This window comes from Mycoplasma sp. HS2188, from assembly GCF_025209835.1.
Classification (GTDB): Bacteria; Bacillota_I; Bacilli_A; order Mycoplasmatales; family Metamycoplasmataceae; genus Mycoplasmopsis.
The window spans coordinates 1-7,071 of record NZ_JAOAOI010000017.1; the positions used below are offsets into that span (position 1 = coordinate 1).

4 protein-coding genes and 1 rRNA gene are annotated in these 7,071 nt (G+C 28.9%); 2 read left to right on the plus strand and 3 right to left on the minus strand.

Translation table 4 applies throughout. The features are described from left to right. Positions 1-83 (minus strand): 16S ribosomal RNA (locus N1F73_RS03430); the annotation flags it as partial. Positions 84-921: 838 nt separating this feature from the next. On the opposite strand from N1F73_RS03430, the gene N1F73_RS03435 reads away from it, so the two are divergent. Beyond that, positions 922-1,974 (plus strand): zinc-dependent alcohol dehydrogenase family protein, encoded by a 1,053-nt coding sequence (locus tag N1F73_RS03435; protein ID WP_259290346.1) that lies wholly within the window; start codon positions 922-924, stop codon positions 1,972-1,974. 39 nt (positions 1,975-2,013) lie between these two features. Here N1F73_RS03435 and N1F73_RS03440 read toward each other — a convergent pair whose 3' ends face one another. Continuing rightward, a complete protein-coding gene (locus tag N1F73_RS03440) occupies positions 2,014-2,835 on the minus strand; it encodes an HAD family hydrolase (RefSeq protein WP_260360120.1) in 822 nt (273 codons plus the stop codon). A 291-nt stretch (positions 2,836-3,126) separates the two neighbouring features. Continuing rightward, the gene (locus tag N1F73_RS03445) at positions 3,127-6,297 is read right to left on the minus strand and encodes a hypothetical protein (protein WP_260360121.1); all 3,171 of its coding nucleotides are present in this window, start codon (positions 6,295-6,297) and stop codon (positions 3,127-3,129) included. Between the two features lie 440 nt (positions 6,298-6,737). Here N1F73_RS03445 and N1F73_RS03450 point away from each other — a divergent pair. Then, a partial coding sequence (locus tag N1F73_RS03450; protein WP_260360122.1) for an MAGa4850 family ICE element protein occupies positions 6,738-7,071 on the plus strand: 334 nt, incomplete at its 3' end.

Consider the following 7,071-nt stretch of genomic DNA (forward strand, 5'->3'; position numbering starts at 1 on the left):
AGTACAAAAGTACTTCGCTCGACTTGCATGTATTAGGCACACAGCCAGCGTTCATCCTGAGCCAGGATCAAACTCTCGAAAAAATTGACTTCGTCATGTTTATATATCTAGTTTTCAAAGAACGATTTGCATTGTTAAGAACAATTGCTATATAATGTTAGCACATTTTTTAATTTAGAAAAAATATTTTTTAAAATTTTTTTAGTGCTTGTTTTACGGACATATCTCACAATTGCCGTGATATAAATATACATTATTATTGATAAGATCAAAACATTTTTTTTATTTTTTTTAATCAGTTATTTAAAAATAAAAAAATAGCAAAATATAATAAGGTACAAATTTTAATATTAATATTAATATAAGTATTAATTAGATCATAATTTTTGGTTGATTAAAACTGTATTTACCTTTTGAAAGCAACTAAAATTAGCATGTTGTTTAATAGATTTTTATGCCTTCATTCCAAAATAAATTACATATTGGCGATAAAAGCCAAATTTTTTTTATTTTTTTGTAGCGTTTTGGCAACTATTTTGCTCCCAATAAGCGAAATAAAAATAAAATATCAAATAAATTTAAGTCTGTTTTCGATAAATAATTTGTTTATTTAGAAAAAATAAAACGTTAATTTAGGAAAACGGAGCAATAAAATCAAAAATAATTATTTAAGAGTAAAAAAACGCCTATATATGATTTTTTATTTGTTTTGCTACATTCGCATAAATAAAATGGTATATGTAGCAAAAACTAATGTTTTTATTTTAGAATTTACTAATTGCCGTTAAATATAGGCCTAAAAAATTAATACGTATTATGTATAAAAAAAATTTTTGCAAAAAACTAAAATTCACAATCAAATTTACTATAATAAATTCGATAATTTTTTATCAATCTTTACATTAGGAGAATACAGATACTATGAAAATGAAAGCATTAGTTTACCATGGCGACCACAATATCTCGCTAGAAATGGTAGATAAACCAGTTATTCAAAAACCAACCGACGCAATTGTTAAAGTAACAAAAACAACAATTTGTGGAACTGACTTAGGTATTTATAAAGGAAAAAACCCAGAAGTTGCTTCAGGGAGAATCCTAGGACACGAAGGAATCGGTATTGTTGAATCGGTTGGTGAAGCCGTTTCAAACATCAAAGTTGGAGACAAAGTCTTAATTTCATGTGTTACACCATGTGGAAAATGTGACAACTGTAGAAAACAACTATACTCACACTGTCGTGAAGACGAAGGTGGATGAAAATTCGGTTACATGATTGACGGTACACAAGCCGAATTCGTGAGAGTTCCTTTCGCTGATAACAGTTTATACAAATATCCAGAGACAATTTCAGATGAAGTAGCAGTTATGTTATCAGATGCATTACCAACAGGACACGAAATCGGTGTTAAATATGGTAATGTAAAACCAGGTGATTCAATCGCTATTGTTGGTGCTGGACCTGTTGGAATGGGAGTTTTATTAACTTCACAACTATACTCACCAGCAAACATTATAGTAATTGACTTTGACGAAAACAGACTAAAATTAGCTAAAGAATTAGGAGCAACCCACACTATTGTTCCATCAGATAATCTATTGGCCGATGTTCAAAAAATCGTTGGTGCTGACGGAGTTGATGTAGCCATCGAAGCTGTTGGTATGCCTCAAACATGAGACACATGTCAAAAAATCGTTAAAGCCGGTGGTCACATCGCTGTTGTTGGAGTACACGGTAAAAAAGTAGATTTTGACGTTCAAAATCTATGAATCAAAAACCTAACCATCACAACTGGATTAGTTAACACCAATACTACACCATTATTAATCAATGGAGTTTCAACCGGAAAATTACCTGTTTCAAAACTTATTACTCACAAATTTAATTTAAGTGATATGATGGAAGCCTACAATACTTTCTTAAACGCAGCCGATACTAAAGCAATGAAATTGCTTATCGATGCTGAAAAATAATTAATATATAAAAACATAAAGCTCTTGGCTTTATGTTTTTTATATCAATTCCGTGATTGTCGTGGCGATAGCATTAGTGTCATTAGCGCCAATTATTTTTTTAGCAGCACTTTTAGCCTCGAATGTACCATTGCCCATGGCAATTCCTAAACCGGCGTTTTTTAGCATTTCAACATCGTTGCCCGAGTCACCAAAAGTAACAATGTTAGCAATATCTATTTTGGCAAGCTCAGCCACTTGTTTTAACCCACTTCATTTATTGTTATTTAGACCATTAATATCAATATAAACCTCATTAGTATATTTAACTTCATAATTAGCACCAATTAGACTTTGATATTTTTCATAAACTTGATAAATTTCTGTTTTATCACCACGTAAAGCAATTTGAATTATATTGTCTTTGTTTTGTTTGGCAAAATTTTGCGTTTGCTCAAGTGTGGCCAAATTCAAAACTTTTGCTAGGTCCATTCTGTTTTGTTTGTCGACTCATTTGGCACTCGATAAATTATTAATGTATCATAATGAATTTGTTGATGTATCTACTCGCAATAAAAAGTCGCTATCTTTTGTTGTTTGTAAAGCAAGATCGAAAGCATCCAAATTAACTTTAGCAAAAATTCTTACTTGCCCTGTTTTAACTTCATACAGAATCGAGCCGTTTGAGCCTAAAATATATTCAAAAAGATTGATTTTATCGCCCAAAGCTTGAATAATATTATTAAGTGCTCTCCCAGTGCTTATAACATTGTAATGACCGCTTTTTTGAACTTTTGCTAGGGCTTCAGGAGTGTCTGCATGCATCGAATTATCTTTAACAAACAAAGTCCCATCTAGATCGTAAGCAAATATTTTCTTCATAAATCTCCTTAATTATCATAATTTTAACAAACTTACCAGCTCTTAAAATAATTACAGACAAATAATATAAAAATTACCACAAAAGCATTACCTAAAGAAATATTACTAGCTTAGCGAACTAGTTTTTAACCAATATAATATGAATAAAACATTGACAATCATTATTCAAATTGTATTTTTTAGATATGTTTTGTGATTGCTTCTGTTCAAACGCTCCCTTTTTAGTGGGAAAAACATAAAACAAAACAAAAAACGCCAGCCATTTTAGCGGTTGGTGTTTTTTGTTAATAATTATTGTTCTTTGAGAATTTTTCTAGATGAAATAATGGTTAATAAAATTAGTGAAGAAATAATTACAATAGCTAAAATTGAAATAATAGCAATATTATTACTATTGTTTATAGATTGTTTTTTATCTGTATTAGATGGTGCTGGAGTTGTTTTTTCTTCATTGGGACTTTGTTTTAATTTAGCTAATTCGTCACGTAATTTTTGGTTTTGTTTTTCTAATTCTTCTAATTTTTCTAAATTAGCATTATGTTGTTGTTTAGCTGCCTCAATTGCCGCTTGATTAGCTTTAATTAATTCTTGAGCATTAGTTAAATCAGTATTTTTTGTATTTAGCTCTTGAGTGATGTGTTTTATTTTGTCTAATAATGCGTTAACAAAGTCAATATTTGCAAGTGCATATTTTTCAAAAGTTGAATTTTGGAAATAATGAGAATCTGGACTATATGAGTGATCATCAATGAATTTTTGTAAAAGATTGGCCTCTTCTTTATTTAAATGAGGTACAACGGTTAATAATGACGCTGCAACAATGTTCATTCTTTTGAGTTCGGCTTCTAAATTATAGTAAGCAGGATACAAGTCAAGTAAACCTAGCTTGCTTGGTTCTTTAGCAATTTCATTTTTCAATCGATCATATTCTTGGCTAAAGTAAGACTGGATACTTTCGATAACATCGCCATAATTTAACTTAAATGAGTTGAATTCTGAATTATTGATTGCGTTAATATTTTGTAATGCATCATCATAAAGGATTTGTAAATTAGAAATTCTCTCGTTCAATTGGCGTCATAATTCTTCGTATGGGTTTGCATCAGGTTGGTCACTAATTTTAGTCAAAATACTGATTAAGTCCGTATTGTGAGCATTAGTTTTATTGGCTGCTTTTAATTCGTCTTTAATATCTGTAGGAAGAGTGTTTAGTTTGTTAATGATCAATGTTTCAACTTTATTTGATTCATCAAACTTTTGAATCTCACTTTCTAATGCTGCAATCGGTTTAATTAATGTGAAAAGAGAATCAAGGTCATTTTTTTCATTTATACTATCTTTGTGTTCATTAATTTTGTTAATTAGAGCTCGTTTTGTGTTTTTTAAATCATCTGTATTTCACTCATCGGTAGTTGGTAAAATAGCAATATTTTCGTCGATTTTAGTTAGGTATGAATCTAACTCTTGATTGAGAATTCGTTTTAAAGTATCAACATTAATGGTATTTGTTGATTCAACTTGTGATTCTGGATCTAATAATTTGATAACAAAATCAATTGTATCGATTTCATTAAGTAATTGTTTGTTGGTTAACAGTGAGTTCAATTTTGAGTCAGTCAATTGACCTTCGTATTGATTAATGAATAGGTCAAAAATCGCTTTTTTTGAACTATCAACGTCACTTCCTGTGTATTTTTCACTGGCTTTAACTTCTCTAGCTTTCGATAAGGCCGCAATAAATTTAGGCAGATTTTTAGAAACATTAGCAAAATCTTCTAATTTTATTTGAGATGTTTCATATAGACGATCATAGTATTGTTGAATTTTGGTATCACTATTTTTAATTTCAACATTATTAAGTTTCGAAAATAAATCTGGCATTATTAAATTATTCAATTCATCAGTAAAATTATCGTAAAGTTTATTGTTTCTAAGACTAATAATAAAATCTACAAATTTGCCTGATAATTCATCATTACTATATAAATTAGTTAAATCAATAAATCAAGGTTCAAATTCATGATACTCTTCGAATGTTCTTATAGAATTGATTTTATCTTTCAAGTGTTTGTCAATTTTTTCAATAATCATTCAATATAAATTATCTTGACCTAATGTATTTTCTTTGTATTTATCTTGTTCGTCAGGTGTTAAACGATCATACTCACCTTTATTTATAAAACCGTTGTATTTAGATCTAACTTCTACATTAAAAGGAAGATATAAATAATATAAAGAAGAGAATTTAGAATATCCCGGATAATTCTCTGGCCAGCCATAAATGTAAGTTGAATTATCAAGGTATGAATAAAAAATTTCCTTTCCGTAAGGGCTCAAATCATTCAAAGTTTTGATTTTATCAAGAATGTGAACATCTTTTTCTCTATCCTCAGCGTCAGTAACAATAATGTTATCAAAAAGGGCTTGATATGAACCGTGATCTTGAATATACTTATTAATATTTTCAACAATTAAATTTTGGAAATAATTATTTGAAATATTTTCGATTGAAATTTCATGTGATTCATTCGTAATTTTATGAACTAATAAATTCGATCTTATAATAAGATATATTATCTCTAATAAATGCTTGTATTTTTTTCAATTATCAATTGTATTTTGTCTAGTTTTAATATAAGTCTCATCATACCAGTCTACAACTTTTTTAATAAGTAATTTAAATGAATGATAGGTGTCATTGGCATTATCGTTTTCGTCTTTTTCAACTAGTAATGAATCAGATATATGTGCAGCAACATTAGTATGGAAATTGACCGTGTTTCCTAAGTTATAAGTGTTAAAAAACTCTTTATTAACCACTAGTTCAGAATCCAAGTTATTAATAAAATTAATATATTGAGAGTAATTTTTTAAAACAGTCTGTCTAAATTCATTATCTTTTCGTTTTTTAACCGGCATATCTGAATTATTATGTCTTAATAGATTTAAAATTACCGGCGCAGGTTCATATAGTGGTGTCAAATTTAGCCTACTATAAGGATTTGACGATTCATAAGAGTGTCATCCCGTAGCTAGAGTCAAAAAGTCAATAGGGGCTTCGTATTTTAAATATATATCGTGATTATAAGCATTTTGTTGATTTAAATAAAGATCATTTTCTTGAGTTATGAGTAAACTAAAAAACAATGAAAATCAATTAGAGGACATGCGTGTTATCGAATTAATATTATTATCTGCGTCAAATAAGTTCAAAATAAGATCATTATCATCTAAAGTTTTTTGAATGCTAGCGTTACTAGATGTGAACTTTCGTCTTGAAATATATTTAGTCAAAACATCAGCCCTGTCCGTAAAAATCGCTAGGTTTTTATATCTTTTAGTTGAATATTCACTTGTACTTAAATTGTTCAAAACCTGACTTGCAGCTCACGCTTTTTTCTCATTTACTTCTTGTGAAGCGGGAAATGTTTGGATTTGCGCGCCGAAAAAGTTTGTTGCCAAATCCCGATAAATTTCTGTTAATTTTTCACCTAGTTTACTTGTTGTTAAGTTCTCAATGGTAAATAAAGATTTAGGTAAAGAAAATAAGTAATAATTCGCGTTATCTAAATATTCGGTAGAAATAATTTTGGGATTTGTCTCTCCATTTTCTTGAACTTTATAATTTTCGTTAATTAACTTTAGATATTCATTATATTTTGTGACAAATTGTTTAAAAGCGTTTCTAAAATTTTCGTTTTCATAAAGATTTTTAGAATGCGTAAAAAATTAGTGTGTAAAAAAGCTGCAACCTACTTGCAGCTTTTTTGATTTTAAAAAAAATTAGTAAATGAAAAGGAGGGAACAACACCCCCCCCTGAAATCTAAATATATTATACCACAAAAATGTTGTTCCCAACTTTTCATTTTCTAAAAAAACAAAAATTTTTTTAGGAGTTATTATGAGTGTTTGAAGCAATTTAGATTTGATGGAGAAAGAAGGTCAGCAAGAAGAAATTAGAAATTTTTACAGCAATGTAAATTTTGTAAAAAAATATGATCGCAAAGTTTATGATAAACAAAACTTTGAGCATGTTTGAAAATTCATTAAAAATGCGAAGTTGGTTATTTCACGAAGTTGAAAAAATAAATTAGCTGGTAATGAAGTTTTGGTTAAAGTTTTTATGACTATTAGAATGTATAAAAAACTAAATTGTGAGATAAGTAAAAATGATTTAGTTTCGCAACTTGGTTTTAAGAAAACGACGCTGAATTTAGCCATTAAAAAACTTGTTG